The sequence below is a fragment of the Candidatus Rokuibacteriota bacterium genome (assembly GCA_030647435.1).
Classification (GTDB): Bacteria; Methylomirabilota; Methylomirabilia; order Rokubacteriales; family CSP1-6; genus AR37.
This window is the reverse complement of record JAUSJX010000098.1, coordinates 89,889-113,179: the sequence shown is the minus strand read 5'-3', so window position 1 is coordinate 113,179 and position 23,291 is coordinate 89,889. Positions and strand designations below refer to the sequence as shown.

The window sequence follows — 23,291 nt, the reverse complement described above, 5'->3', positions numbered from 1 at the left end:
GGCAATGTCTGTCGTGTCCCCGACATATGAGACCGGCGGCAGGGGGGCGTGACGATGGCTGCGGGGCAGGGGCGGGTGACAGAGGCCCGGGTCAGTGGGTGACGCGGCGAGCGGGGCGCCCCCTCACCCTGACCCTCTCCCCCTCCGCGGGTGAGGGGATCGAAACGGCTCCCGCTCCCTCGGAGAGAGAGAGAGAGAGAGAGAGAGGGTCTTCAGGGCGGAGGCAGCGCATCGCCACGATTGAGGACGCGGCCGTCATTCAAGGGATCCTCGCCCATCTCGGGTTCCCAGGCACGCGGGACGGCCCGCCGCCTCCGTTTTCCATGACTGAGGCAGGAGGCGAGCAGCAGGCACTCCCCGGCGCAACCTTCTAGGCGGTGCCGTGGGCCCCGGCAGCCGCGGAGTTCTGCCCCGCCGCTGCCCGGCGCCCCGGTTGACAGCTCTCGCTCCCTGCGTCGAGGCGCCGATTTGACTGCTCCGACCCGCTCTGGCAGGACCGGCCCGAGATGGAGGGGGTGTTATCCGCGCTGTGACAAGGCGAAGAGTTGTGACAGGGAGGGAAGAGCCTGGCCGCGGGGCGCCATGACTGAGAACGGACTTTATGTTATCTACGCTCCCACTTGAGCGGCGTAAAGTACGCTCCTTCAAACGCCTTGATTACGAACCAGGGCGCGCCCGAAATCGCTGTCGGCGAGGGCCGGACGGTCCACCGTCACACGAGCAGCGCCAGGGGCTCCTCGAGCAGGTCGGCGAGGGCGCCGAGGAACTGGGCGCCGCGGGCGCCGTCGAGGGCGCGGTGGTCGCAGGACAGGGTCAAGATCATGGTGGGCTGGACGGCCGGCTGGCCGTTGACCGCGATGACGCGGTCGGCGATGCGGCCGACGGCGAGGATGGCGACCTGCGGCGGATTGACGATCGCGTTGAAGGCGTCGACGCCGTACATCCCGAGGTTGCTGATCGTGAACCCGCCCCCCTGGATGTCGGCCGGCCGCAGCTTGCCGGCCTGGCCACGGCTCACCACGTCCTCGCGGCGGGCCGCGATCTCCGCGAGGCTCAGCGTGTCGGCGCGGTGGATGACGGGGACGACGAGGCCGTCGTCGATGGCGACGGCCAGACCGATGTTGATGTGGGCGTTCCGCACGATCGCGCCGTCCTTCCACGAGGCGTTCACGCCCGGATGCCGCGACAGGGCCGCCGCGACGAGCTTCACCAGAAGGTCGGTGTAGGTGATCCGGGCGCCGGTCTGCTTGCTCGCCCGCTCGCGCCAGGAGATCAGGCGGCTTACGTTGACCTCGCGGAAGAGATAGAAGTGGGGGGCGGAGGTCCAGCTCGCCGTCATGCGCTCGGCCATGATTCGCCAGACGGTGCCGGCGCCAGGCGCCTCCGGCCGAGGCGTGCTCGGCGTCTCGCGGAGCTCCGCTGCGGCGATATCGGCCGCGAGGACGGCGCCGCCCGGGCCCGAGCCGCGGAGCGGGCTGATGTCGAGACCACGCTCGGCCGCCAGTCTCCGCGCCTTCGGCGACGCGGCGGTGAGGCGCGCCGCTGTCACGTCGACGGGGGCCGACTCCTTCTGGCTCGCGATGTGGGCGAGCACGTCGGCCTTCTCGATCTTGCCACCGGCCGCCGTGACCTGCGCGAGGTCGACGCCGTGCTCCCGGGCGATCTCGCGGGCGAGGGGCGATGCCTTGACCGTCGCAGCCGGCGCCGGGACAGCAGCGGCTCCGCCGGCCCGCGGGGGCGGCGCGACTGCGGGCGCCCGTCCGACCGAACGTGCTTCGTCGGGGGCAAAGATGAGCGCGATCGTCTGTCCGACCGGGACCACCTCGCCATCTCGCGCGGTCACGTCGCCAAGCACTCCGGAGGCGGGCGCCTCGATCTCGGTGGTGACCTTGTCGGTCTCGATCTCCACGAGCGGCTCACCCTTCGTCACCGTGTCGCCGGGGGACTTGAGCCAGTGCAGGACCTTGCCGCTCTCCTGCGCCAGCTCCAGCGCCGGCATGATGACGTTCGTGGGCATCAGGCCTTCCGGCAGAGCGCCTTCGCCGCCTCGAAGACCATCTTCTCCGTCGGCACGGTGAGGTCCTCGAGCACCGGCGAGAACGGCACCGGCACGTCCATGGCCCCGATGCGCTTGACCGGCGCGTCGAGGTGGTAGAAGGCGCCCTCCGCGATCACCGACGCGATCTCGGCGGTGACGCCGTAGCGCTCGTAGCCCTCGTCCACCACGATCGCGCGCGAGGTCTTCTTGGCCGAATCGATCAGCGCCTGCTTGTCCAGCGGCCACGTCGTGCGCGGGTCGATCACCTCGGCGCTGATGCCGATCGCCTCGAGCAGCTTCGCGGCGTCGAGGGCGACCTGCACCATGCTGCTGGTGGCGACGATGGTGACGTCCGTGCCGGCGCGCTTGATGTCCGCCACGCCGAAGGGGATGGTGTAGTCCTCGGCCGGCACCGGCCCCTTGACCCGGTACATCATCTTGTCCTCGAAGATGACCACCGGACTGTCGTCGCGGATGGCTGTCTTCATCAGCCCCTTGGCCTCGTAGGGCCCCGAGGGCAGCGCGACCTTGAGGCCCGGGATGTGGCTCACCCAGGCGTGGAGCGACTGCGAGTGCTGGGCGGCCGATCGGCGCGTCGCCCCCAGCGTGGTGCGGAAGACGATGGGCACCTTGATCTTGCCGCCCGACATGTAGTGGACCTTGGCGGCCTGGTTCACCATCTGATCCATGGTCAGCGTGATGAAGTCGCCGAACATCACGTCGACGATCGGCCGCATGCCCGTCATCGCCGCTCCGACCCCGATGCCGGCGTAGCCGGGCTCGGAGATGGGCGTGTCGATGATCCGGTCCGTCCCGAACTCCTGCACGAGCCCGACCAGCGTCTTGAAGGGGTGGCCGGCCTCCGCCACGTCTTCCCCGATCAGGAAGACGTGCGGGTCGCGCCGCATCTCCTCGGCGATCGCTTCCTTGACCGCCTCGCCGTACGTCAGCTCGCGCACCGTCGCGTCAGGCATAGACATCCTCGTCCACCTCGCTCGGATCGGGGTACGGCGCGGCCAGCGCGTACTGCACGCCGCTGTCGATTTCCGTCTTCACGTCGGTTTGGATCCGCTCGAAGACGCTCGCATCGGCGAGCCCCTGCTCCGTGAGCCGTGAGGCCAAGGTCTGGAGCGGATCGCGCCCGGTCATCCACTCCCGCTCTTCCTCGCGCGTGCGGTACTCGCGGTTGACGTCGCCGACGTGGTGGCCGTAGTAGCGGTAGGTCTTGCACTCGAGGAAGGCCGGCCCCTCGCCACGGCGCGCGCGGTCGACGAGCCGGCGCATCGTCGCGTGGACGAGCTGCACGTCCTGGCCGTCGACGCTCTCGGCGTGGATCCCGAAGGCCCGGGCGCGCGCCAGAATCTCGCCGGCGACGGTGTCGCCGCAGGGCGTGTACTCGCCGTACAGGTTGTTCTCGCAGACGTAGATGACGGGCAGCTTCCAGAGCGCCGCCATGTTCATCACCTCGTAGAGCAGGCCCTGGCCCAGCGCGCCGTCGCCGAAGAAGCACACCGCAACCTGGCCGCTGCCCCGCATCTTGGCCGAGAGCGCGGCGCCGGTGGCGATGCCGGCGGAGCCGCCCACGATGGCGTTGGCGCCGAGGTTGCCCGTCTCGGGATCGGCGATGTGCATCGACCCGCCCTTGCCGCGGCAGTAGCCCGGCTCCTTGCCGAGCAGCTCCGCGAACATCCGGTTGACCGACGCCCCCTTGGCCAGGCAGTGGCCGTGCCCGCGATGGGTGCTCGTGATGAAGTCGTCGCGATGGAGGGCCTCGCAGACGCCGACGGCCACGGCCTCCTCCCCGACGTAGAGGTGGGCCAGGCCCGGCATCTTCGCGCTCTTGTACAGCTCGTTCACCTGCTCCTCGAAGGCGCGGATCTTCGCCATCTGGCGGTACATGTGGAGGTGCTGCTCCAGCTCCATCCGCGGCTCGCGCGCCTGGGTCGTCATTGACTTGTTCCTTTATGTCATCGGGTTTTCAGCCGTCACCGCTCTCCCTTGGCGGCAGCGAGCGTAGCACAAGCAGGGACCGCACCGCAGGGCAGGTGTATCCGTTCCGGCACATTGACGGGCCGGGGTCAGGTCTTGCAATCATACATTGCCGATCAGAGCCAGCTGGGATGAACAATCATCTACCGGGCCCTCATGTCGGATTGCAAGACCTGACCACCATTCCGTGCGCTACTGTGAAGACGTGGAGAAGACGTGCCAGCAGCTTGAGGCCGCTGGGGTCAGCATCACAATGCCTCTGACTCCCATGGCATGGGGCACGTTCGACGAAATTCGCCGATCTGGACGGTCATGAGTTTGGAATGACTACACAGAGAATCACTTAAGTGAGTAGTAGAGTCCCTCTCGACTCGATGTCGCTGCCCTCAGGGGATGACTGCTGTGTTTCCGCATTTCCACACGTTGACCGGCTGGGGCTTTGTGCGTAAGATGCCCCGAGAAGCTGACCACGGAGGTCAATCATGTCGAGCGATCAGGAAGAAGAGTATTTTGCCCGCCAGGAGTTCGAGCGGAAGAAACGGCTTGCTGAAGAGCGAGAGCGGACGCTCAAAACGGAAGAGCGCACCCGTCTCAAGGAGCGTCACTGGATGCGCTGCCCCAAGTGCGGGATGGAGCTGCTGGAGATTGCGCATCGGGGGATCAAGATGGACAAGTGCACGAGTTGCGCCGGAGTCTGGCTGGACGCCGGAGAGCTGGAGCAGGTGGCTGGGGCCGAGGCGGGCTTTCTTGGTGGCTTCCTCAAAGTGTTCAAAGGGTGATGGCTGAGTGTCAGCGGGTCTCGTCCGGTCTTCCGAAGCTTGACGAAATGCTCGGAGGGGGATTACTGCCCGGCACCCTGACTGTGGTGTACAGCGCAACGGGAATCGGGAAGACTCACCTTGGTCTCACCATTGCGCATCACGGCCGTGTCGCTGACGGTACCCCAGGTCTTTTGCTCGACATGAACGGGCGAGGCGACTCTCAGCAGCATGCTGTGACAAGGCAGGTCCGGGAGGAAGACCCTCGGGCGAGGCGGGCCATGACTGAGAACGGCTTTTATGTTGGCTAGGCCCACGCTCCTTGTTCAGCCGCCTGTCACGACGGGCGGGATCTTGTCCGCCCAGGGCGCCGCGGCTTCGAAGGCCGCCGCCGCGCGCAGCACCATCGCCTCCTGCCGCCGCCGTCCCACGATCTGAAGCCCGACCGGCAGGCCGCTCTTGGTGAAGCCGCAGGGCACCGAAATGACGGGCAGGCCGGTGACGGTGATGCCGTAGGTCAGGAAGAACCACTGCGTGTAGTTGTCGAGCGGCTTGCCGTTGATCTGCGTCGGGTAGGGCTGCTCGACGGGGAAGGGCGGCACGGCGACCGTCGGCAGGATCAGCAGCTCGCGCGTCTCCATGAAGGCGCGCACGCGGTGCCATAGGGTGGTGCGCAGGGCCTCGGCCCGGCCGATCTCCTCGGGGGAGAGCTTGAGGCCCTGCTCGATGTTCCAGACGAGCCCCTTCTGCATCTGCTCCTTCCACTTGGGCAGCTTGTCGGCGTGGTTGGCGACCATGGCGAGCCCGCGCGTGCCGAGCACGATGTCGTTGACCTCGCTGAAGTCGCAGCAGGCCGACTCAACTTTCGCGCCGAGGGAGCGGAAGACGCGGGTCGCCGCCTCGGCCACCTGCGCGACCTCTCCGTCCACCGGGATGAGACCGTTGAGGTCGGGCGTCCACGCGACCCGCCAGCCCCTGACCGAGGGCGACCTGACGGCGCGCGTGAAGGCGGCCGTGTCCACGTCATACGAGATGGGCGAGCGGTCGTCAGGCCCCGCCACCACGGAGAGCATCAGGGCGGTATCGGCCACGGTGCGCGCCATGGGTCCGGTGACGCCAATCGAGTCCCAGCCGAGGAGCTTCGGGTAGTACGGAACGAGCCCGGGGCTGGTCCGGAAGCCGACCACGCCGCAGAAGGCCGCCGGCGTGCGCAGCGAGCCGCCCGTGTCCGAGCCCTGGGCGATGGGGCCCATGCCCGTCGCCAGCGCCACGCCGGCGCCGCCGCTCGAGCCGCCGCAGGTCAGCGCCGTGTTCCACGGGTTGCGCGTGGCGCCGAAGACGGCGTTGAAGGTGTTGCCGCCCGCCCCGAACTCGGGGGTATTCGTTTTGCCGAGGATGATGGCGCCCGCGGACTTGAGCCGCTCCACGATGAGCGAGTCCTCCGTGGGCACGTTGTGCTCGAAGACCTTGGAGCCCCAGGTCGTCCGGATGCCCTTCGTGTGCGTCAGGTCCTTGATGGTCACCGGCACGCCGTGGAGCGGCCCGAGCTTCCTGCCCTTCCTCTTGAGCGCCGTCGTCGCCGCCTTCGCCTCCCTGAGCGCGGATTCCCGCGCGAGCGTCACGATGGCGTTGAGCTTTGGATTGACGGCGTCCACGCGCGCGAGCACCGCCTGCATCACCTCGAGCGGCGAGGCCTTGCGGGCGCGGTAGAGGCGCTGGAGCTCGGTGGCGGGAGTGAAGCAGAGATCGCGGTCGGGCACGGGGAGCCTCCTGAGCGGGGCGAGGTCTAGAGAACCTTCCGGGGATCGAGGGCGTCGCGCAGGCCGTCGCCCAGGTAATTGATGCTGAGCACGGTGAGGAAGATCGCGGTGCCGGGGAACATCGCCCAGTGCGGGGCGAAGTCGAGGTTGTCCTTGGCGTCGAAGAGGATGCGTCCCCAGGTCGGGATGTCGGGCGGGAAGCCCAGGCCCAGGAAGGACAGCGTGGACTCGGCCAGGATGGCCGCCGCCACGTCGAGCGAGCCCGCGACGATCACGGGGCCGAGCGCGTTGGGCAGGATGTGGCGGACCATCTGGCGGAGCGGCCGGGCGCCCAGGCTGCGCGCGGCCTCGACGAACTCCTTCTCGCGCAGCGACAGGAACTGGGCCCGGACGAGCCGCGCCACGGGCATCCAGCGGAGCCCCCCGATGACGGCAACGATCAGGATGAACACCCCTGCCTCGGGCCCGAGCGCCTTTTTTAGCACATCGCGGAAGAGGTAGACGATCAGCAGCAGGAGGGGCAGCTGAGGAAGCGCCAGGAAGAGATCCGTAACACGCATGAGTGCGTTGTCCACGGTGCCGCCCGACTGGCCCGAGACGGCGCCGACGGCCGTGCCGACTGTCACCGCGATGAGCATCGCCGCTATCCCCACGGCGAGCGAGATCCTCCCGCCGTAGAGCATGCGCGCCAGCACGTCCTGCCCCAGGTCGTCCGTGCCCATCGGGTGCGCCCACGAGGGCGTCTTGAGCTTGGCCTTGAAGTCGATCTCGTTGATGGGCGCGCGGTAGATGAGGGGCCCCACGAGCACCGCCAGGACCATGATGCCGAGCATGACCGCGCCGAACATCGCGAGCCGGTGACGCCGGAAGCGCCGCCAAGCGTCGGCGGCGAGGGTTTCCGGGGGCCGGTTAGAGGCGACGGCCGCGCCGCCGAGCACCGCCTGGGACGCCGTCCCGTCGGCCACCGCGCTTACCTGTACGAGATCCGCGGATCGAGCCAGCCGTAGACCAGGTCCGCGATCAGGTTGAAGAGCACGACAAGCACCGAGAAGACGAACGTGATCGACATGATCACCGGCGTGTCGTTGGAGCGGATGGCGCTGATCAGGAGCGAGCCGATGCCGGGCACGCGAAAGATCTCCTCGGTAATGACCGCGCCGGTAAAGACGCCGGGGATTTGGAGCGCCACCAGGGTCACGACCGGGATGAGCGCGTTCCGGACCACGTGCTTGAGGATGGTGACCTTCTCCGACAGCCCCTTCGAGCGGGCGGTGTTGACGTAGTCGAGCCGGACGACCTCGAGGACGGCCGAGCGCACGAAGCGCGTCATCGCTGCCCCCTGGAAGAGCCCCAGCACCGCGATCGGCATGATGGCCTGCCGCGCCATCTCCCATACCCAGCGCCACCCCGTGGCCGCGAGGTCGGCCCGGTAGATGAAGGGCAGCCAGTCGAGGTAGATGCTGAAGAGGAGGATGAACAGGAGCCCCGTGAAGAACGTCGGGAGCGAGAAGCCGATGAAGGCAAAGGTGGTCGCGATCTGGTCGAAGATGGAGTACGGGCGCACCGCCGAGTAGATGCCGATCGGCAGCGCCACCAGGAGCCCGAGGAGCTGCGCCGTCCCCAACACGAAGAGCGTCGTCGGCAGGCGCTGCATGATGAGGGTGGACACGTCGACGCGGCTCGTGAAGGAGAAGCCCCAGTCGCCCTTGATCATGGCCGTGACCCAGCGGACGTAGCGCACGGGGATCGGGTCGTCGAGGCCGAACTGGGTACGGAGGTTCGCGCGCACCTCGGCGGGGACGTTGGGGTTGGTGGCGAGCTCCTCGAAGGGATCGCCCGGCGCCAGTGCCAGCACGGTGAAGAGGACGAGGCTGATGCCGAGCAGCGCGGGGATCGAGATCAGGAGACGTCGGACGAAGTACTTGGACATCGCTCAGCGCGGCCGAGGTCGGGGACCGGGCCCGCGGGCCCGGTCCCCCGATGCCTTCCTAAGCCTCGCGGTACCAGTGGGAGAGATTCCAGAAGTCCGAGTCCCAGGGGCTCGGGGGGGGCATGCAGCTTGTTGAACACAGCAGAGACCCTGGGTCGGGCTACCACCGGGATCACGACCACGTGCTGGATGACAAGGTCGTTCATCTTGATGAAGAGCGCGGCCCGTTTGACCGGGTCCATCTCGCTCTCGGCCGCTCGGAAGAGCTTGTCATACTCCTCGTTCTTCCAGCGCGTGATGTTGCGCCCCTGCCACTTGTTGTCCTTGGAAGCGACCTCCCAGGAGGTGAACTGGTTCATGAACAGCTCGGGGTCGGGCTGGGTCATGGTGGTCGTGTACATCTGGATGTCGGTGTAGAACTTGGTGTAGGTGTCGGGGTTGGCCACGTCCGAGGAGAAGTACACCGATGCCGTCACAGACTTGAGCTCCATGTCGATGCCGGCCTTGGCCGCCGCCTGCTTCACGATGGCCTGGTTCTTCTGCCGCGGGGAATTGATCGAGGTCTGGTAGACCAGTTTCAGTTTCTTGCCGTCCTTGGCCCGGATGCCGTCCGCACCCTTCTTCCAGCCGGCCGCCTCCAGGATCTGGTTGGCCTTGTCGATGTTCAGCTCCCACTTGGTGTTTTTCGAGACGAAGCGGGGCGGGGCATTGAGGAAGTTGGCGGTGGCGATGCCGGTGCGGCCGTAGATATTCTCCTGCACGGAGGCGCGATCCACGAGGAGGTTCAGCGCTTGGCGCACCGCCGGGTCGGTCAGGAACGGGTGCTTGGTCTTGATGCTCGAGCGCTCGCCGTCGACCTCGGTCCACGGATCGGTGTTGTTGAGCTGGATGTGCTCGATGTTGCCACCCAGCAGGATGTCGGCCCGGCCCTTTCCGCCCTGCTCCAGGCGCTTGAGGATCTCGTCCTCGACCTGCATGTTCCAGGCGTAGTCGAACTCGCCCGTCTGGATGACGGCCCGTGCCGCCGAAATCGCGTCGCCGCCGCCCTTCATCTCGATGGTGTCGAAGAAGGGGCGATTGGAGACGTGGTAGTTCGGGTTGATTTCGGCCTTGACCATGTCCCCCGGCTTGAAGTCCACGAACTTGTAGGGGCCGGTGCCCACAGGCTTGAGGTTAGCGGGCGCCTCGCGGGACTTGGCTCCCTTGTAAGCCTCGAACAGATGCTTGGGGATGATCATGCCTCGGACGCCGACGAAGGCGTCGGCCCAGAAGGGCGTGGGCTTCGCGAAGGTGACCTTGACCGCGTGGCTGTCGATCTTCTGGGCCGTGACGTCCTTGTAGGTGCCGCTGGTCACGGACGCGGTGGCGGGATCCGCCGCGTACTCCCAGTTGAAGACCACGTCGTCGGCGGTGAAGGGCTTGCCGTCGTGCCACTGCACGCCCTTCTTGAGCTTCCAGGTCACCGACTTGCCGTCCTTGGCGAGGCCGCCGTTCTGGACGCTCGGGATCTCGGCGGCGAGGACCGGCACGAGGTTGCCGTCTGGATCCCAGGAGGCCAGCGGCTCGTAGAAGATCCGTGAGCCGTCCTGGTCCTTGGTGCCCACCGCGAAGTGCGGGTTCAGCAGGGTGGAGCCCTGCCACCACAGCACCTTGAGCGCGCCCCCGCCGCCCCGCTTGGTGGGGCTGAAGGTGGGCTTGCTCTGAGCCTGGGCCACGCCGGCCGAGGCGAGCATCTGGGCGGCCAGGGGTGCCGTGAGCCCGAGCCCCACCATCATCTGGACGAAACCGCGCCGGCTCAAGTGCCCGGCCTTCACCTCGGCGATCAGATCTCTCAGTCTATGCTCGTCCATCAGAGCGTCCTCCTGGCTATGGTCAGGCTTAGGTTCGGGGCGAGGGCGATTGGCTCCTTATACTGACGCGGTCCCTTGAAGTCAAGCACGTGCGGCCCGGTTCAGGTCTCCTTGTACCAATACGGCAGCCGCCACATGGTCGTGTCCCAGCCGCTCAGATCCATGCCGCGCAGCTTGTTGGTGGACGCCGAAACCCCGTTGCGCCAGAGCACGGGGATGACAACGACGTTCTGGATGACGAGGTCATTCATCTTGATGAAAAGTGCCGCCCGCTTGACGGGGTCGAGCTCGACGTCGGCGGCCTTGTAGGTGCGGTCGTACTCCTCGTTGCGCCAGCGCGTGACGTTTCGCCCCTGCCACTTGTTCGCTTTGGAGGCGACCTCCCAGGAGGTGAACTGGTTCATGAAGTACTGCGGGTCCGGGGCGGTCATGGTGGTGTTGTACATCTGGAGATCGGTGTAGAAGTGCGGGTAGTTGTCCGGGTTCGCCGGATCGGAGCCGAAGAACACCGAGGCCACCACGGACTTGAGGTCGAGGTCGATGCCGGCCTTGGCCGCTGCCTGCTTGACGATCTGCTGGTTCTTCTGGCGCGGGGCGTTGATCGAGGTCTGGTAGACCATCTTGAGCCGCCTGCCGCCCTTCTCCCGGGTGCCGTCGGCGCCGCGCTTCCAGCCCGCCGCGTCGAGGACCTGGTTGGCCTTGTCCACGTTGAACTCCCACCGCGTGTTGCGCGAGAAGAAGCGCGATGGAGCGTTGAGGAAGTTGGCCGAGGTCTGCCCCTGACGCCCGTAGATCTGTCGTGCACCGCCGCGCGGTCGACCAGGAGGTTGAGGGCCTGGCGCACCGCCGGGTCGGAGAGCAGCGGATGGGTCGTCTTGATGCTCGATCGCTCGCCGTCGACCTCGGTCCCTGGGTCGGTGAAGTTGCACTGGATGTGCTCGGGGTTGCCGGTGGGCCAGATGTTCACGCGGCCCTTGCCGCCCTGCTCGAGCCGGCGGAGGATGTCGTCCTCCACCTGCATGTTCCAGGCTTGTGGTGGGGCATCGTGGTCAGCGGCCCTGCGCGGCCAGCATGCGTACGGCCACGTCGATCGCCTCGAGCATGCTCTCTGGGTTGGCGATGCCCTTCCACGCGCGGTCGAAGGCCGTGCCGTGGTCTACCGACACGCGGAGGAACGGCAGCCCGACCGTGACGTTGACCCCCGAGAGCCCCGTCCACTGGCCCCGTGTCTCGTCGTAGGTGAAGCCGAGAGTCTTGACGGGCACGTGCCCCTGGTCGTGGTACATGGCCACGACAATGTCGAACTCGCCGCCGCGCGCCCGCGAGAAGAGCGTGTCGGCCGGCAGCGGGCCGTGGACGTCGAGCCCTTCGCGGCGCGCGGCCTCCGCGGCCGGGATGATCTGGGTCTTCTCCTCGTCGCCGAAGAGGCCGTCCTCGCCGGCGTGCGGATTGAGCCCGCAGACCGCGATGCGGGGGCGCGCCACGCCGAGCCCGTTCATGGCCTGCTGGGCGAGGCGAATGACCCTTAGCACGCGGTCCTGGGTGCAGAGATCCGGGACGCGCCGGAGCGCGACGTGCGTCGTGACGTGGATGACCTTGAGCTCCTTTCCCATGAGCAGCATGGCGAAATCCTTCGTGCCCGCCAGCCTGGCGAGGATCTCGGTGTGCCCCGAGTGCTGGACGCCCGCGGCGGCCAGCGCCTCCTTGTTCACGGGCGCCGTCACCATGCCATCGATCTCTCCAGACTGGCAGAGCCTGACGGCCTTCTCGATATAGGCGTACGCGGCGCGGCCGGCCTCGGCGCTGACCTGCGCCCGCACGAGCGTGGACGCGTCGGCATTGGCGAGGTCGAGGCACTCGATGGTGCCGGGCTCGAAGCGGCACTCGGCGGGCGTCGACACCGGATGGAGCTTTCGATCCGAGCGCAGGAGCGCGAGCGTGGCCTCCATCACCGAGCGGTCGCCGATGACCACGGGGCGGCAGGCCGCCGCGACTCCCGGTGTCGACAGGGTCTTGGCGATGATCTCGGGCCCGACTCCGGCGGGGTCACCCATGGTGATGCCGAGCAGCGGAAGGCGGGAAGCCATCACGCGGGTCCTCTCGCGAGCGCGACGAGCAATTCCGGCGTCCCGAAGCCGCCGGCCTTGGTCAGAATCGGAATCATCGATGTCGAGTCGACAACGAGCCGGCCGAGGGCGAGCCCACTCGCGGGCGCGCCGATCAGCTCGAGGCGGCGCGCGGCGAGCGCCCGCATGACGGCCTGCGCGGTTTCTCCTCCGGTGAGCACGAGCAGGGCAGGCGAGGCCTCCGCGAGCACCCTCTTGACGGCTGAGGCCAGGCGCGCGGCGATGTCCTGCGCCGCGCCTTCGAGGCCGGCGGTGGTGGACAGAAAGGCGGGCTTGCCGGCGCGGAGCGCGGCCACGACCTTGGCCAGGTCCGGCTCGCGCGCGCCGTCGAGCCGGGCGCCCGCCGAGCCTGACGCTTCGAGCGCGTCGACCTGGGCGCGCGTCGCGGGGTGGCGACTGCCCGCGACGACGAGCCAGCTGCCCGGCGCGGGCGTGGGCGGGGCGGGCGCGGCGAAGCCCCACGCGCGAGCGGCGGCGCCGGCGAGGCCGGCCGAGCCGGCGAGCAGAACGCCGGGGAGGTCCATCGCGGCCCGCGCGAGGGCGTCGAGGTCCTGGTCCACCTCCGCATCCGCCACCACGAGGCCGGTCCGCATCACCAGTGCGCGCGCAAGCTCCTCGAGCGGGCCGCGGACCTCTTTGAGCGGGAGGAGCGAGACGGGGAGCGGGAGGAGCGACACGGGTCGGCCCCAAGGGCTCGAGAGGATCTCGACGAGGTCGGAGGTCGGGCCTGGATAGTCGGGATCCCTACCGGCGGGGCCTTCATGGGCCGGTTGGCCGAAGACGGAGAGCACGCCGTCCCGCACCGTGCGCCCCTGGGCCGGGAAGGCGGGGCAGACGAGCGCGGTCCTGGCGCCGGACGCGCCCATGAGGGCGTCGAGCTCGGCTGCCACCGGGCCCCTGACGGTCGAGTCGAGCTTCTTGAAGATGCGACCGCCGCCCAGACGCGCCTCGAGGCCGTCGGCTGCGCGTCGTACCCGCTCTGCGGCGGCGGCAGGCGGGAGCGCGCGGCTCTCGGTGTCCACCGCGGCGGCGGGCCAGCGGGCGTCGGGCAGCTCGGGCGCCACGAAGACCCCGACAGGGCCGCGTCCGGCGAAGAGGGCGCCCGCGTCACAGGCGCCGCTTAGGTCATCGGCGATGATCGTGACAGCCATGGAATCCCTGTAACTTATCACAAAGGGCGGGGCGCATGAGGGACAGGCGGGCGTCCATGTATACTCGAAGGCCATGTGGCGTCTCGCTCCCCGCATCCTGGTGTTTCTCGCCTGCGCTGCGCTTCCCGCGGGTGCCACGCCCGCGGGTGCCACGGAAGACCCCGCGCGCGCCCTCGACCTCATCAAGCCGAATCGCCAGCAGCAGGCCAAGGATTTCAATGTCGCTGCGCTCGAAGGCGGCAAGCTCAGGCTCGCCGACCTCAGGGGCAAGGTGGTCTTCCTCAACCTCTGGGCTACCTGGTGCCCGCCGTGCAAGGAGGAGATGCCCGCCATGGAGCGCCTCTGGCAGCGCTACAAGGGCCAGGGCCTCGTCGTCATCGCGCTCAGCATGGACTCGGCGGGAGCGAAGGTCGTCAAGCCGTTCATCGAGGAGGCGAAGTACACCTACCGGGTGGCGCTCGACCCGAAGATGGAGATCGCGCAGCTCTACGGCGCCCGCTCAGTCCCCTCGACGTTCATCATCGACCGGAGCGGAGTGCTCCGGGCCATCGCGCTGGGCCCGCGGGACTGGGACGGCCGGGCCTCCTTCGCCTATTTCGACGCCCTATTAAAGGATGGCAAGCCCCGTGGCTGAGTCGCTGGGTGTGCTGGTCGCCTTCTCGGCCGGGCTCTTTTCCTTCCTGTCGCCCTGCGTGCTGCCGCTCTTTCCCTCCTACCTCTCCTTCGTCACGGGCATGTCCGTGGACCGGCTGGCTTCGGGCGTCACGCTTTCCGAGCGCGCCCTCGTGATGCTGCACTCGCTGGCCTTCATCGCGGGGTTCACGGTCGTGTTCGTGAGCCTCGGCGCCTCGTTCAGCGCTGCCGGGCAGTTCCTCCTCGAGTACCGCGACTGGATCCGGATCGGCGGGGGCATGCTGATCGTCGCATTCGGCCTCATGATCGCGGGCGTGCTCAAGTGGGGCCCGCTCGGACGCACTCGCCAGATCCAGATCCGCAGCAAGCCCGCCGGCTTCCTCGGCTCCTTCGCGGTAGGGCTGACCTTCGCGATCGGCTGGACGCCCTGCGTCGGGCCCATCCTGGGCGCCATCCTGACACTGGCCAGCAACGAGAAGACCGTCAGCCAGGGCGTGGGGCTGCTGCTGGCCTACTCGGCGGGGCTCGGCGTGCCGTTCCTCGTCTTCTCGGCGGGGCTCGGCGTCTTCCTGCGCTTCTTCAAGCGCTACCGGCCGCTCATCCACGTGGTGGAGCAGGCGGCGGGTGTGCTGCTCGTCGTGGTCGGCGTGCTGGTCGCCACGAACTACTACATCGTGCTGAACTCGTGGACGATCAGTCTCACGCCCGAGTGGCTTCTCAAGCGCCTCTAGGCTGCTCGCCTTCCCCGAGCGTATCCTCTCTCCATGAGCATCAGCGTGCGCGTGCCGGCGACCTCGGCCAACCTGGGACCCGGCTTCGACGTGCTCGGCCTGGCGCTGGGTCTCTACAACGAGATCGTCTACGAAGAGGCCGACCGCGTCTCCGTCACGGTCGAGGGCGAGGGCGCGGGCCGGCTCGACACCGGAGCCGGCAACGTGGTCGCCCGTGCCGCGCGCATGGCCTACGAGGCGGCGGGGCGGCGATTCACCGGCGCCGCCATCCACTGCGTCAACCGGATTCCGCCGGCGCGGGGTCTCGGCTCGAGCGCCGCGGCCTGGGTGGGCGGGCTCGTCGCCGCGAATGCGGCTTTGGGATCGCCCCTCGATCGCGACGCCGTCCTGGCGCTGGCCTGCCGAGCCGAAGGGCATCCCGACAATGTCGCCGCGGCGCTTCTGGGAGGTCTCACGGTCTCGTGCCTTTCGGGCGAGCGCGTCGCCGCCGTCTCCCTGCCGGTGCCGGCAGACCTCGGCTGGGTGGTCCTCGTGCCAGGGATCGAGAGCTCCACACGAGAGGCGCGCGCCGTCCTGCCCGACACCGTCACGCGGGCCGACGCCGTGTTCAACCTCCAGCGAATGGGGCTCCTCCTGGCTGCGCTCGCCTCGGGGCGCGTCGACGTCCTGGGCGTGGCCATGGAAGACAGGCTGCATCAGCCCCAGCGGCTGGCGCTCTTCCCCTGGATGGAGGCCGTGCGTCGAGCGGCCCTCGAAGCAGGTGCGTTTGGCTGCGTCCTCTCCGGCGCGGGCCCGTCGCTTCTCGCGGCAGTGGGCGGGGCGGCACACCCCGTGGCCCGGGCCATGGAGCGGGCGCTGGACCTGGCCGGCGTAGCGGGGCGCGCGCTCCAGTTGCCCGTGGACACGGACGGAGCCACGTGGAACCGGCGCCCGTGACCGCCGGTTACCCTCAGTGAAAGGCGCCAGGACTTGACTCGCTCCGAGTCGGGGCGATACGATGCCTGCAAGGTGGATGCGTGATCAAGAGTGATCGGTGGATCAGGCAGATGGCCGTCGAGAAGGGCATGATCAAGCCCTTTGAGGAGCGCCAGGTTCGCGCCGGCGTGATCTCTTACGGGCTCTCGTCCTACGGCTACGACCTCAGGATCGCCGACGAGTTCAAGATCTTCACCAACATCAACAACACGCTGGTCGATCCCAAGGCTTTTGATCCGCGATCCTTCGTCGACCTTCAGGGACCGGTCTGCATCGTGCCGCCCAACTCGTTCGCGCTCGGGCGGTCGGTCGAGTACTTCAAGATCCCGCGCAACGTGCTGACCATCTGTGTGGGCAAGTCCACCTACGCCCGGTGCGGCATCATCACGAACGTCACGCCGTTCGAGCCCGAGTGGGAAGGCTTCGTGACGCTCGAGATCAGCAACACCACGCCGCTGCCGGCCAAGATTTACGCCAACGAGGGGATCGCGCAGGTCCTCTTCTTCGAGTCCGACGAGGCCTGCCAGACGTCCTACGCGGACCGGCAGGGGAAGTACCAGGGCCAGCAGGGGATCGTCCTCCCGACGGTCTAGGCGCAGGCGCACGGCCCCGGTTCGGGGGCCAGGAGGTAGCCGATCATGGCTGAACAGAAGAAGAAGGAAACGAGGCCGACCAAGCCCGAAGGCGACGACGACGCCGCCGGGGTCAACCCGGAGCTCGCCAAGAAGGGGAAGAAGATCAAGGAGGACCTCGACAACCTCTTGGACGAGATCGACGAGATCCTCGAGGAGAACGCCGAGGAGTTCGTGAAGAGCTACGTGCAGCGGGGCGGCCAGTAGCCGTCGGGTGCCTGCGAGGAGAGTCATGCCGATCTACGAGTACCGATGCAACCAGTGCGAGCGTGAGTTCGAGCGATACGTCCAGACCGCGCAGGCCGCGGTCGCGTGCCCGACGTGCCGGAGCGCGCGCGTGACGCGACGGCTGTCAGTGCTCGGCGCGCTTCGCCCTGGCGGCACGGCCGCCGCCGCGGGCATGTCCGGGGGCGGCGGCTGCTGCGGGGGCGGCTGCGGCTGCCACTGATACCGGCGTCCGACCGTGACGTACATAGGGCCCTTCGGGGCCCTTCGTCGTCCTACCCCCAAGCCGTGCACCCATAGACACCGCGCGGTCCCGCGCCTATACTCCGCATCATGGATCTGAGGCAGCTCGAGATTTTCGTCAAGGTTGCGGAGCTCAAGTCCTTCTCGAAGGCCGCCGAGGCGCTCTTTCTGACCCAGCCCACGGTTTCCGAGCACATCCGCACGCTCGAGCGGGAGCTGGGCGTGCGGCTGCTCGACCGGCTCGGCCGCGGGGCGGAGTCCACGGCCGCGGGCCGCCTCCTGCTCTCCCACGCGACGCGCATGCTCCAGCTCCAGCGCGAAGCACTCCAGGCCATGGACAGCTTCCAGGGCAGGCTGGCGGGCGAGCTCCTCGTGGCCGCGAGCACGATCCCCGGCGAGTACGTGCTGCCGCCGCTCATCGGGCGTTTCAAGGAGAAGTTTCCGGACATCGCAATCACTCTGCTGATCGGCGACAGCCGCGCCGTCGTGGACTGGGTCGCCGAAGGGCGCGCGGAGGTCGCAGTGGTCGGCGCGCGGTTGCCCCACCGCGGCATCGACTATCGCGAGCTGATGCCCGACGAGCTGGTCCTGGTGGTGCCCGTCGGACATCCATGGCACGGCAAGAAGGAAGTGGGGCTCGAGGATCTCCGCGCGGAGCCGCTGCTTATGCGCGAGCGCGGCTCGGGCACGCGCGCCGCGCTCGAGTCGGCGCTCGCCCAGGCGGGCCTCGACCTCTCGGCCTTCCGCATCGTCGGCGAGATGGGCTCGACCCAGGCGATCAAGCAGGCGGTCAAGGCCGGCGTGGGCGTCTCGGTCGTCTCGCGCCGCGCCGTCGAGGAGGAGTGCCGCAGCGGGCTCGTGTGGTGCCTCAAGCTGCGCGACCTCAAGGTCACGCGTGCCTTCCACATCGCCACCCACCGGGACCGCAGCCGCTCGCCTCTCGCCGAGGCCTTCCGGACTTTCATCGAATCAGAATCGGCCTGAGCAGCCCGGAATCGCCCCGGGTCCGCCGGACATCGAAACGGCATGGGGAACGGCATGGGAAACCGCATGGACTCCCGGATGACGGATCCCAAGACCGGCAAGCAGATCCGGCTGACGAGCTACGCCGCCTGCGCGGGCTGAGCCTCCAAGATGGGTCCTGGAGATCTCCAGGACGTGTTGAGCGGCCTCAAGCAGCACGAGCACGCCGATCTCCTGGTCGGGCTCGGGCGGAGCGACGACGCGGCCGTCTACCGCATCACCGATGAGGTCGCGATCGTCAGCACGGTGGACTTCTTTCCTCCCATCGTGGACGACCCCTACCTCTACGGCGCGATCGCCGCGGCCAACGCCATGTCCGACGTCTACGCGATGGGCGGGCAGGTGCTGTTCGCGCTCAACGTGGCGGGCTTCCCGCGCGAGATGCCGAAGGAAGTGATCGCGGCCGTATTCAAGGGCGGCGCCGACAAGGTGCTCGAGGCCGGCGGTGTCATCGCGGGCGGCCACACGGTGGTGGACGCCGAGCCCAAGTACGGCCTCGCCGTCACCGGCAAGGTCCATCCCAAGCGCATCTTCATCAAGGGTGGACTCAGGCCCGGGCACCGGCTCTTCCTCTCCAAGCCGCTCGGCACGGGCGTGATCGCGACGGCCGCCAAGGACGACGCCTGCGAGCCGGCCGTCCTCGAGGGGGCGGTGCAGAGCATGCTGCGGCTGAACCGCGTCGCCGCGGAGGTGGTGGGGGAGGCGACGGTGGGGGAGCGGAAGGTGCGAGGGGCGACCGACATCACGGGCTTCGGTCTGCTCGGCCACGCGGCCGAGATGGTCGAGGCCTCGGGGGCGGGCATCGCGCTGCGCGCAGCAGACATCCCGATCCTCCCGGGAGCGCTGGCGCTAGCCGAGAAGGGGACGTTCAGCGGAGGCATGAAGCGGAACCGGGCGCACCTCGAGCACACCCTCGGCGCGCGCGGGCGGCTGTCACTCGGCCCGTCCGTAGGAGCCGCGCACGCGGGCCTGCTCTTCGAGTCGGAGACTTCGGGCGGCCTCCTCTTCGGCGCGGCGCCCGAGGACGCGGGCATGGTCCACGACGGCTTCAAGCGGCGAGGGGAGGCCTGCTGGGAGATCGGCGAGGTGACGGCTGAGATCGGTATAGTGGTTCGCTGACGCCGGGCCGAGTCGAGTCCGGCGAAGTCGATCGGACATTCGGGACTACTGTTGGGGGACTACTGCTGGACGGAGCGCTTCAAGAACGCGCGCAGCTTTTCCTTCAGCTCCGGGGGCAGCGTCGTCTCGCGGAGCCGCTTGGCGGCGTCCACGGTGCCCTTATAGGTCCGGACGAAGGCGACGCAGGGGCCGCACCCCTCGAGGTGCCATTCGAGGAGCTCGGCCTGGTGCCGGGGCAGGGAGCCGTCGACGTAGTCGGCGAGCAGATCCATGCACTCCGGGCACTCCATGCTGTCCTGCGCGTCGGCCATCCGCCCCTCCCTCGGCTCTGAGGTGCCGCTGGAGGAACGATACCACAGCCAGCCGGCGGCGGTCCCGTGGTGTGGCGACGCGACGCGTTGCCTTGCCGCCGGGCCCCGTGTACCCTTGGCCCGCTCATGGCCCGCCGTCTCGCGCTCCTGACTCCCTTTGCCTTCCCGTCCGTGAGAGGCAACGCGGTCACCGTCGAACGCATCGCGCGCGGCCTGCGCGCGCGGGGCGCCGATATCGAGGTCTGGGACCTTTCGACCATGGCTCGGGCCTCCGTTGAGCGGCGGGCCTCGGAGTACCGCCCGGAGCTGGTCCACGCTTTCCATGCCTATCGGGCCGGGCCGCTCGGTCTGGCACTGGCGAGGCGCATCGGGTGCCCGCTCGTCGTGACACTCACGGGGACCGACGCCAACCTGGACCTCTTTGACGCCGAGCGCGCCCCGGCCCTCCGCCAGGTGCTCGAGAGCGCGGCCGCGGTCACCGCCTTCCATGACTCGGTGGCGGCCATTGTCGCGCGGGCGGTGCCCGAGATCTCGGCGCGGATCGTGGTCGTGCCGCAGAGCGTGGACCTGCACGATCCCAGCCCTCCGGACGGCCCAGCGCCGAGGGCACGAGGACCCGTCATGCTCTTCCCCGCAGGCATCCGACCCGTCAAGCGGCCGCTCTTTCCGCTGGCCCCGCTCGACTCCGTGGTGGCCCGGTACCCGGGCTTCGAGCTCCGCTATGTCGGCCCCATCCTGGATGTCAGCGAAGGCGAGGCCCTTCTCCGCGCTTTGGACGGCAGGCCGTGGGCGCGCCACCTGGGCGAGGTGCCGCACGCCGCAATGGCCGCACTGCTCCGCGACGCCGACGTCGTCCTCAACTGCTCGCTGTCGGAGGGCGGCATGGCCAACTCCGTCCTCGAGGCCCTCGTCTGCGGCCGTGCCGTGCTCGCCTCCGACATCGCGGGCAACCGCTCCGTGATCGAGGATGGCGTCACGGGCCTGCTCTTTTTAGGCCCCGGTGACTTCGCTGACAAGGCAGCCCGCCTTCTCGGTGACCCCGCGCTCCGCGAGAGGCTCGGCGAGGCCGGGCGGGCGCGCGCCTCGCGCTTCGGCCTTCAACAGGAGATCGAGCGCTACCTGAAACTCTACGTCTCCCTGGCGCCCGCCTGCCCATGAAGCAGGCGCTCCACGGTGATCAGTTGACGCGCACAGGAACCACCCCTATGATGGGTCAAAGATGGGTCAAAGATGGGTCAAATTCACGGTAGCCGTCGCGTCTCGATGGGAAAGGAGTTGCGCATGCCGCAGTCTCTCACGCCTCCCCAGACGCAGGAACAGCGGGTCCAGGAGTTCGTCGCGGATTTCGAAACGCTCCGCGGCGAGGTCCACAAGGTCATCGTCGGCCACGACGACGTGATCGCCCACGTGCTCATCGGCCTCTTCGCCGGAGGGCACGTGCTGCTGGAAGGCGTGCCGGGGCTCGGCAAGACGCTCCTCATCAAGACGCTGTCCGAGAGCCTCGATCTCTCCTTTTCTCGGATCCAGTTCACGCCCGACCTCATGCCCGGCGACATCATGGGCACCAACATGATCCTGGAGGACGAGGGCGGGCGGAAGCACTTCCAGTTCCAGCGGGGGCCCATCTTCGCCCACATCCTGCTGGCCGACGAGGTCAACCGCGCCACGCCGAAGACACAGTCGGCGCTCCTCGAGGGCATGCAGGAGGGCGCCGTGACGATCTCGGGCACCGCGCATCCGCTGCCGCAGCCGTTCTTCGTCCTGGCGACGCAGAACCCGATCGAGATGGAGGGCACCTATCCGCTGCCCGAGGCCCAGCTCGACCGCTTCCTCTTCAAGCTGCGGGTCCGGTACCCGGCGCTCGAGGACCTGACGGAGATCATCGACCGGACGACCCAGGTGCGTGAGGTCAGCGTGCAGCGCGTGATGACGGGGCCGCGCGCGCTCGCCTTCCGCGAGCTCGTGCGCGAGGTGCCCATCGCCTCGCACGTGCGGGACCTGGCGGCCCTCATCGTCCTGGCGAGCCACCCGCAGTGGGAGCGCGCGCCGGAGCAGACCCGGCGCTTCGTCCGCTACGGCGCGAGCCCGCGGGGAGCGCAGGCCCTCGTCCTCGGCGCCAAGGTGCGCGCGCTCAGCGAAGGGCGCTACAACGTCAGCGTGGAGGACCTGCGCGCGATGGCGCTGCCGGCCCTGCGTCATCGGATCATCCTCAATTTCGAGGGCGAGGCAGAGGGCGTGGATGTGGACCGGCTCATCGCGCAGATCATCGAGGCGGCCGAGAACGTGAGCGCGACGGAGAAAGAGGTCTTTCTCCGCTAGCGCGTCGAGGAGGGCGCATGCCCGACCTGACGATTCTGAAGGTCGCGGTCGCCGATGTCTCGAGGCAGATCCGCGTGCGGCGCACCGAGTTCTACGGGCTCCGCGGCCTGTTCGGCGGAGCCTTGGTCGCCTTGCTGCCGCTCGTCCTGCGGGACTCCCTCGGCTGGTCGGGTTTCCTGTGGGCGGGTGTATGTCTCGCGGCCGGCGCGCTCGCGGGCGCGGTCACCGGCTTCCTCATGCCGCTCCCGGCGGGCGAGGCGGCGCGCCTGGCCGACCGCGGCTACGGGCTTCAGGACCGCGTCGCCACGGCGCTGGAGTGGGCGGATCGCCCCGACCGCACCCCACTCGTGGACGCCCTCGTGGCCGACGCCGTGTCGCGGGTGCAGGCTTTGGAAGGCCGCCGCGTCATCCCACGCCGCATCCCGCGCGAGGCGCGCTTCGTCCCGATCCCGCTGGCTCTCGGTATCGCGCTGGCGTTGGCGCCGGCCATCCCGCTTCCCCAGGGCGCCCTGCCCAGCCTCTCGGGCGCGCGCCAGGACGACGAGGAGAAGCAGCAGGAGCGCGCGGGCAGCCTCGAAAGCCAGGAGCGTCCGCGCGCCGCCAAGCGCGAAGACGCCCGCCGCGCGGAGGTCCAGGAGAGGATGTTCGGTCCGCGCGCGGGGGCCGGCAGCGCCACCCAGCCCGGCGACATCTCGGCCGTCTTCAAGGACACCTCGCTCGCGGGGCAGACGCCCGACTTCAACGCCTTCCTGAAGAAGGGCGACGAGCGCATCCGCATGCTCGAGCGGATCGACCGCCTGCCCGACCTCCAGCGCGACTTCACCCAGAGCCAGCAGCGCATGGTTTTCCAGAAGGCCAAGTCCCTTCGCGGTGGGCTCAAGGGCGACCAGTTCTCACCCGACAAGCTGCGCGAGCTCCTGCGCGAGATGGAGCGCCTCGGCCGCAAGGGCGACCCGAGCTACCAGGGCGACCTCAACGAGGGCATGGACGCGCTCGAGGGAGGACAGAGCGACCGTGCCATGGAGGCCATGGAGCGCGCGCTCAACAAGCTCCGTTCGATGGAGGAGAAGGGGCGCGACGGCAAGGGCCTCCGCGGCGGCCGCGAGGACCAGCGGCGAGGCGGTCGCCGCGGCGAGCGCGGCCCGGGCGGCGCGCCCGGAGACGAGGGGGACTGGCCCGAAGGCGAGGGGTCGCTGCCCGGCAAGGGCAAGAGCGCCAATCGCAAGGGCGACCCGAGCCAGCGCCTCAACACGAATCCCTTCGACGTCGGCGTCGAGGGCGAGGCACGGTCAGGCCGCAAGGACGGGATGGACACGAACCTCCTGGGGCGCGGAGGGAACGTGCCCTCGCGGCTTCAGTACATGGGCGTGCTTGGCCAGTACCGCAAGCAGATGGAGGAGGACATCGTCCGGGAGCAGGTCCCGCGCGACTACCACGAGCAGGTGAAGGACTACTTCAAGGCGCTCGACGAGAAATAG

The 23,291-nt window shown here is 68.7% G+C and carries 21 protein-coding genes and 2 pseudogenes; 12 read left to right on the top strand and 11 right to left on the bottom strand.

The features are described from left to right. Window positions 1–712: 712 nt before the first annotated feature. Genes Q7W02_18180 through Q7W02_18170 form a run of 3 tightly spaced genes read right to left on the bottom strand, consistent with a single transcriptional unit; the run spans window position 713 to window position 3,988 of the window. A complete protein-coding gene (locus Q7W02_18180; GenBank protein MDO8478090.1) occupies window positions 713–2,017 on the bottom strand; it encodes a dihydrolipoamide acetyltransferase family protein in 1,305 nt (434 codons plus the stop codon). Beyond that, a complete protein-coding gene (locus Q7W02_18175) occupies window positions 2,017–2,997 on the bottom strand; it encodes an alpha-ketoacid dehydrogenase subunit beta (GenBank protein MDO8478089.1) in 981 nt (326 codons plus the stop codon). The genes Q7W02_18180 and Q7W02_18175 overlap by 1 nt, the downstream gene beginning before the upstream one ends. A 7-nt stretch (window positions 2,998–3,004) precedes the next feature. Beyond that, window positions 3,005–3,988: a thiamine pyrophosphate-dependent dehydrogenase E1 component subunit alpha gene (locus Q7W02_18170; protein ID MDO8478088.1), complete on the bottom strand. Its 984-nt coding sequence runs from the start codon at window positions 3,986–3,988 to the stop codon at window positions 3,005–3,007. Between the two features lie 521 nt (window positions 3,989–4,509). Between Q7W02_18170 and Q7W02_18165 the strand changes: the two genes are divergently transcribed. Then, window positions 4,510–4,806 carry a zf-TFIIB domain-containing protein gene (locus tag Q7W02_18165; GenBank protein ID MDO8478087.1) on the top strand — a complete coding sequence of 99 codons (297 nt, stop codon included), beginning with the start codon at window positions 4,510–4,512 and terminating at the stop codon, window positions 4,804–4,806. 305 nt (window positions 4,807–5,111) lie between these two features. Here Q7W02_18165 and Q7W02_18160 read toward each other — a convergent pair whose 3' ends face one another. The 7 genes and pseudogenes from Q7W02_18160 to Q7W02_18130 all read right to left on the bottom strand — a co-directional run bounded on the left by Q7W02_18160 (window position 5,112) and on the right by Q7W02_18130 (window position 13,602). After that, window positions 5,112–6,545, bottom strand: a complete 1,434-nt coding sequence (locus Q7W02_18160; protein MDO8478086.1) for an amidase — start codon at window positions 6,543–6,545, stop codon at window positions 5,112–5,114. A gap of 26 nt (window positions 6,546–6,571) precedes the next feature. After that, complete coding sequence (locus tag Q7W02_18155) at window positions 6,572–7,483, bottom strand: ABC transporter permease (protein ID MDO8478085.1); 912 nt, start codon at window positions 7,481–7,483, stop codon at window positions 6,572–6,574. 32 nt (window positions 7,484–7,515) lie between these two features. Beyond that, window positions 7,516–8,475 (bottom strand): ABC transporter permease, encoded by a 960-nt coding sequence (locus Q7W02_18150; protein ID MDO8478084.1) that lies wholly within the window; start codon window positions 8,473–8,475, stop codon window positions 7,516–7,518. Between the two features lie 58 nt (window positions 8,476–8,533). Next, window positions 8,534–10,325, bottom strand: a pseudogene (locus Q7W02_18145) (peptide ABC transporter substrate-binding protein). Window positions 10,326–10,426: 101 nt separating this feature from the next. Continuing rightward, window positions 10,427–11,355 (bottom strand): annotated as a pseudogene (locus Q7W02_18140) (ABC transporter substrate-binding protein). A gap of 19 nt (window positions 11,356–11,374) precedes the next feature. After that, on the bottom strand, window positions 11,375–12,412 hold the full coding sequence (gene pdxA / locus Q7W02_18135) for a 4-hydroxythreonine-4-phosphate dehydrogenase PdxA (protein MDO8478083.1): 1,038 nt from the start codon (window positions 12,410–12,412) through the stop codon (window positions 11,375–11,377). After that, on the bottom strand, window positions 12,412–13,602 hold the full coding sequence (locus Q7W02_18130) for a four-carbon acid sugar kinase family protein (protein MDO8478082.1): 1,191 nt from the start codon (window positions 13,600–13,602) through the stop codon (window positions 12,412–12,414). Before Q7W02_18130 ends, pdxA begins: the two co-directional genes overlap by 1 nt. A 73-nt stretch (window positions 13,603–13,675) precedes the next feature. Between Q7W02_18130 and Q7W02_18125 the strand changes: the two genes are divergently transcribed. The 8 genes from Q7W02_18125 to selD all read left to right on the top strand — a co-directional run bounded on the left by Q7W02_18125 (window position 13,676) and on the right by selD (window position 19,183). Continuing rightward, window positions 13,676–14,236, top strand: a complete 561-nt coding sequence (locus tag Q7W02_18125; GenBank protein ID MDO8478081.1) for a TlpA disulfide reductase family protein — start codon at window positions 13,676–13,678, stop codon at window positions 14,234–14,236. Further along, a complete protein-coding gene (locus tag Q7W02_18120; protein MDO8478080.1) occupies window positions 14,229–14,966 on the top strand; it encodes a cytochrome c biogenesis protein CcdA in 738 nt (245 codons plus the stop codon). Before Q7W02_18125 ends, Q7W02_18120 begins: the two co-directional genes overlap by 8 nt. Window positions 14,967–14,999: 33 nt before the next feature. Then, window positions 15,000–15,902 carry a homoserine kinase gene (gene thrB / locus Q7W02_18115; protein ID MDO8478079.1) on the top strand — a complete coding sequence of 301 codons (903 nt, stop codon included), beginning with the start codon at window positions 15,000–15,002 and terminating at the stop codon, window positions 15,900–15,902. Between the two features lie 80 nt (window positions 15,903–15,982). After that, window positions 15,983–16,534, top strand: coding sequence for a dCTP deaminase (dcd, locus tag Q7W02_18110; protein MDO8478078.1), 552 nt, complete (start codon window positions 15,983–15,985; stop codon window positions 16,532–16,534). Between the two features lie 45 nt (window positions 16,535–16,579). Beyond that, the gene (locus Q7W02_18105) at window positions 16,580–16,780 is read left to right on the top strand and encodes a ubiquitin-like protein Pup (protein ID MDO8478077.1); all 201 of its coding nucleotides are present in this window, start codon (window positions 16,580–16,582) and stop codon (window positions 16,778–16,780) included. A gap of 25 nt (window positions 16,781–16,805) precedes the next feature. Continuing rightward, window positions 16,806–17,021 (top strand): zinc ribbon domain-containing protein, encoded by a 216-nt coding sequence (locus Q7W02_18100; GenBank protein MDO8478076.1) that lies wholly within the window; start codon window positions 16,806–16,808, stop codon window positions 17,019–17,021. A gap of 110 nt (window positions 17,022–17,131) precedes the next feature. Continuing rightward, window positions 17,132–18,025, top strand: a complete 894-nt coding sequence (locus Q7W02_18095; GenBank protein ID MDO8478075.1) for a selenium metabolism-associated LysR family transcriptional regulator — start codon at window positions 17,132–17,134, stop codon at window positions 18,023–18,025. A 150-nt stretch (window positions 18,026–18,175) separates the two neighbouring features. Then, the gene (gene selD / locus Q7W02_18090; GenBank protein ID MDO8478074.1) at window positions 18,176–19,183 is read left to right on the top strand and encodes a selenide, water dikinase SelD; all 1,008 of its coding nucleotides are present in this window, start codon (window positions 18,176–18,178) and stop codon (window positions 19,181–19,183) included. Between the two features lie 59 nt (window positions 19,184–19,242). On the opposite strand, the gene Q7W02_18085 is transcribed toward selD, so the two are convergent. Continuing rightward, window positions 19,243–19,494 carry an anti-sigma factor gene (locus Q7W02_18085; protein MDO8478073.1) on the bottom strand — a complete coding sequence of 84 codons (252 nt, stop codon included), beginning with the start codon at window positions 19,492–19,494 and terminating at the stop codon, window positions 19,243–19,245. A 126-nt stretch (window positions 19,495–19,620) separates the two neighbouring features. On the opposite strand from Q7W02_18085, the gene Q7W02_18080 reads away from it, so the two are divergent. The 3 genes from Q7W02_18080 (at window position 19,621) to Q7W02_18070 (ending at window position 23,291) form a co-directional block, all read left to right on the top strand. After that, window positions 19,621–20,652: a glycosyltransferase gene (locus tag Q7W02_18080; GenBank protein MDO8478072.1), complete on the top strand. Its 1,032-nt coding sequence runs from the start codon at window positions 19,621–19,623 to the stop codon at window positions 20,650–20,652. Between the two features lie 123 nt (window positions 20,653–20,775). Continuing rightward, complete coding sequence (locus tag Q7W02_18075; GenBank protein MDO8478071.1) at window positions 20,776–21,813, top strand: MoxR family ATPase; 1,038 nt, start codon at window positions 20,776–20,778, stop codon at window positions 21,811–21,813. Between the two features lie 17 nt (window positions 21,814–21,830). Further along, on the top strand, window positions 21,831–23,291 hold the full coding sequence (locus tag Q7W02_18070; GenBank protein MDO8478070.1) for a hypothetical protein: 1,461 nt from the start codon (window positions 21,831–21,833) through the stop codon (window positions 23,289–23,291).